The 4,475-nt window shown below is 57.7% G+C and carries 3 protein-coding genes; all 3 read right to left on the reverse strand.

Features of this window, described 5'->3' with window-relative positions; translation table 11 throughout:
* The coding region (nuoH, locus tag ACOSYY_RS14000; protein WP_421663135.1) for an NADH-quinone oxidoreductase subunit NuoH at positions 1-928 on the reverse strand (928 nt) is incomplete at its 3' end.
* A 46-nt stretch (positions 929-974) separates the two neighbouring features.
* Complete coding sequence (gene nuoG, locus ACOSYY_RS14005) at positions 975-3,641, reverse strand: NADH-quinone oxidoreductase subunit NuoG (protein WP_421663136.1); 2,667 nt, start codon at positions 3,639-3,641, stop codon at positions 975-977.
* A gap of 96 nt (positions 3,642-3,737) precedes the next feature.
* A partial coding sequence (locus ACOSYY_RS14010) for an NADH-ubiquinone oxidoreductase-F iron-sulfur binding region domain-containing protein (protein WP_421663137.1) occupies positions 3,738-4,475 on the reverse strand: 738 nt, incomplete at its 5' end.

A 4,475-nucleotide genomic window follows, 5' to 3' on the forward strand; every position in this document is an offset into this window, starting at 1 on the left:
AGAACGAGTATGTCTTGACCGCGAACCACATGATGTTTTCGACCCAGGCCAAGGACGGCAAACCGATGAGCGCCATAATCGTTCCGGGGTACGGCGCATTCCATCCGCCGAGAAACAGCGCGGCGGCGACGCAGGACACTAGCACCATGTTGGCGTACTCGGCGAGGAAAAAGAACGCGAATCTGAGGCCGCTGTATTCAGTGAAGAAGCCGGCGACAAGCTCGCTCTCCGCCTCCGGCAGATCGAACGGGACTCGGTTGGTTTCAGCCACCGATGAGATCACGTAGACGACAAACGCAAAAATTTGCGGCGCCGGCAACGCGAAGAGATACCAATTCCAAAATCCTCCGGCCTGGGCATCGGTGATTTTCACAAGACTCAGTGAACCGGACAAAATCAACACGCCGACAATGGACAATCCGACGTTGAGCTCGTAACTGATGATTTGCGCCGCGGATCGGAGGCCGCCGAGCAGCGAGTATTTACTGTTGGAAGCCCATCCCCCCAGGATGATGCCGTAGGCTCCGAGCGAGGCGAACGCTAAGATGTACAGAATGCCGATGTTGATGTCGCTGATGACAAACGGCCTCACGGTGATGCCGCCGACCTCAAACGTCTGGTTGGGGCCCCAGGGAATCACGGCAAATCCGATGAACGCAGGGATTAAACAAAGAATCGGGGCTATGGTGAAGAGGAACTTGTTGGCGCCGGCGGGAATAATGTCTTCCTTGAAGAAGAGCTTGAGGGCATCCGCAAACGGTTGGAGAATGCCGTAGGGCCCCACTTCCATCGGCCCCATGCGGTCCTGCATCCAACCCAGGACTTTTCGTTCCGCAAGGGTGAGGATGAGCACTGTGACGACTACAACACCCATGACCGCTGCAATTTGGGTAAGGGAGATAGCGAGACGCAATCCGAATTCAGTCACAATTGAACTCCTCGATGAACATAGTCATCAGCGATGAAGAGAGTCATCACGCCACCTTCACAATGGACACCGTCGCTGTCCGGAACGACGGCACGCGGGTGATAGGGTCGACGGCGCATTCAAATAGCCGGACGGCATCTTGGCCAAAGTGATACGGGAACCATACCGTTCCTTGTGGGACGCGATCCATAATCTTGACCACGGTCGTCATTTCGCCGGACGTGCTGGAGAGACGGACCCGATCGCCATCCGACAAGGCAAAGCGTGCGGCGTCGCGCGGACTGATACGGAGCCGGCCGCTCCCTTCGACTTGTAACAACCCCTTCGATCGTGTGGATAATTTTCCGGAATGGAACAGGCTCTGTGTCAATTCCAGCCGCACGGTTCCATCCGGTCTGGATATTCGTGGGATAGGCCGGTACCTGGTTGTGAGGTCACGTTGATAGCCGGAGGTGAGATAGCGGTCCACGGCCGAGCGATCAACTTTTGGCGGCAACGGCGTGGGCCCGAGCGAGCCATAGCCGGGAATGAGGCTCCGAATTTCCTTGAGGATCTCTTTGCTGTCGGCATACTCCATGGGTGAGTTCAATAAGATGGAAAGCGCGGAAAATACTTCCCAGTCGGGGCGGCTTTCTCCGACGGGTTCGATCGCCGGACGAACGGCCTGAACATGACCTTCGGTGTTGGTAAACGTCCCATGTTTTTCCATAGAGGACGCCGCCGGCAACACGACGTGGGCCAAAGCGGCTGTCTCCGTTAAGAATAGCTCTTGGCACACCAGGAGATCCAGATTGCGCAGTGACTTTTCGGGCTGTATCGTCGCGGGGAGGCTTCCGACCGGATTCTCTCCGACGATGAACATCCCCTTGAGGGATCCCGCTTTGGCTCGATCCAACATCTCGATGAGGGAGGCTCCTTTGTCGGTCGGAAGTTCGCCTTTCCATTGCTTCGCGATCCTCTCTCGATCCGTGCCGTCGGCGAGAGGGCGGGCACCGGGCAACAATTCGGCGACGGTTCCCATTTCGACCGCGCCTTGGTCGTTGTTTTCCTCGGCGAGCGGCGCAAATCCACAGCCGGGACCATCCAACTTCCCCATCAGAAGAAGCAGATCGAAGAGGGTCAAACATCCACTGTAGCCCTGTTCACTCCGCAGCAAGAGCTGTCCGGCCAATATAATGACCCGGCGTGCCCCTGCCGCCGCCTTGGCCGCCCTCGCAAAAGCATCCGGCTCGATTCCGGTCGCCGCCTGGAGGTCCTGCCAAGAGATCTGTTGCAGCCCGCTCGTAATGGCCGCGAGATACGCAGGATACCGTTGCGCGAGGTCCGGCTGTGTCAAATTCTGTTCTACGATCGCCTTCACCAGACCGACGATGGCATGGTGTGTGTCGCCGGTCGGAATACGGAAATGATGGTGCGAGAGATTGGCGATATTGCTCATCGTGTCGACGACCGGCTCCAACGATTCGATCGTAATCAGCGTCGCCCGGCGTTTCTTCACCGCCTCTTTGACTTTGAGGCCGGTGATGGGATTCGTCTCGGTGATGTTGGTGCCGACGAGGATCAGGACATCCGAATCCAGGATGTCGTCGAACGTGACGGTCCACCGATGCGTCCCCTGCACGAGTTGCATGGCTTGCAGACCGTTGACATGGCCATAACGCGCGCTGCTGTCGATATGGTTGGTGCCCACGGCCACCCGGAGGAATTTCTGAAAAAGATACAATTCCTCGTTGGTACAGCGGCCCGAGATCAATCCGCCGAAACTCTGTCCCCCATGCGCGGCCTTGATCTCGCCGACGCGGCCGGCGATGTATTCCAGAGCTTCTTCCCAGGTCGCTTGCACGAGCAGGCCGTCGCGCCGAATGAGCGGATGTGTCAGGCGATGAGGATCGCCGGGCGCATGGAATCCAAAAAACCCACGAGCGCACAGGTCGCCGTTGTTGCGTCCCGCTCCATGCGCCGAATTCACCTCAATGAGTTCTTGCTCCTTCGTCTGCACGGTGATTTGGCATCCGTCCCCGCAGTAACCGCAGATGGTCTCGGCTCGTTTCAGCATCCAGGGCCGGTACTCGTACATGGACAGTCGGCTGGTAATCGCTCCGACGGGACAGATCTGCACACAGCCGCCGCAAAATTCGCAATCAAGCGGGTGAGAGCCGAAGTGCTTGATTTCCGTCATGGTGCCGCGACCGACCGGCGCCAACGCTTTGACGTCCATGACTTCATCGCAGTATCGAACACAGCGGAGGCACTGCACGCAGCGATTCATCTGCGTTTCGATGAGCGGACTGAAATACTCCTTTTGGAAGATGCGCTTGGTTTCAATGAATCGGCTGGACGCCGTGTACTGGTGCGAAAAGTCTTGCAGGTCGCATTTCCCCCCTTGGTCGCAGACCGGACAGTCCAGCGGGTGATTGGCCAGGATGAACTCGAGCACTGATTTATGGGCGTCGTTGACCACGGTGGTGGCGGTGCGCACGCTCATCCCTTCGTCGGCCGGTGTGCTGCAGGCCGTCTGAAGCTTGGGCATCTTTTCGATTTCGACCAGGCACATGCGGCAATTGGCGTCCGGTTTGAGTTTCGGGTGATAGCAGAAATGCGGAATCATGACGCCGACGCGGCGGGCCGCTTCGATCACCAATGTCCCTTTCGGGACGTTGACCGGCATCCCGTCGATCGTGATGCGAACCATCTGCGCTGTAGTCTCAGGCATAATCGAACTTTGTTATCTGATGATTTGTCGATCTGTCGATCTGAGGATTCGAGGAATGTCTTCCACTCAACAGATCATCAGATTGACAGATTCCCATCAATGCTTTCCTGCCGGCTCGGGCATGATCAGATTCGCCGCTTCCGCTTCGTTGATGAGGTCGATGTACTCTTGCCGCCAATGTTTCAGCGTGCTTTGGATCGGAGCGACTTCCGCGTCGCCGAACGCGCAGACCGTGCGGCCTGCGATGTTTTTGCATAGATCCGACAAGGTTTCAAGATCCTCCGTCCGGCCGCGCTTTGCCAAGATCCGGCGTAGAGTCTGTACGAGCCAAGAACTGCCTTCTCGGCAAGGACTGCATTTCCCGCAGGACTCATGGTAGAAAAATTCCAATAGCCGAAGCGCGGCCCAGACCATGCTGGTCCCTTCTTCCATCACCGTCACACCGCCGGATCCCAGCATCGATCCCGCCGCCGCAACGTGTTCAAAATCCAGTTTGACGTCGAGGTGGGCCGGTGTCAGAAAAGGCGCCGAGGCCCCACCGGGAATGAAGGCTTTCATCGGCTTGTCGGACCGCATGCCGCCGGCATGTTCAAACACCAACTCCCGCACCGTCATCCCCATCGGAACTTCATAATTGCCCGGTCGTTTGACATGCCCGCTGACACAAAAGACTCTGGTACCGGTACTCTTCGGCGGCGAGTCGATCGCCACAAACCATTCTGGGCCCCGGTTGACGATCTGGGGAAGGCTCGCCAACGCTTCGACGTTATTGACCACGGTCGGTTTATTGTAGAGCCCATGCGTGGCGGGAAACGGCGGCTTGATGCGTGGGAG

This window comes from Nitrospira sp. BLG_2 (genome assembly GCF_049222245.1).

What these genes read in the sequence shown, in the direction of transcription:
- nuoG (WP_421663136.1), bottom strand. Translation starts at nt 3,641, where the DNA reads ATGCCTGAGACTACAGCGCAGATGGTTCGCATCACGATCGACGGGATG.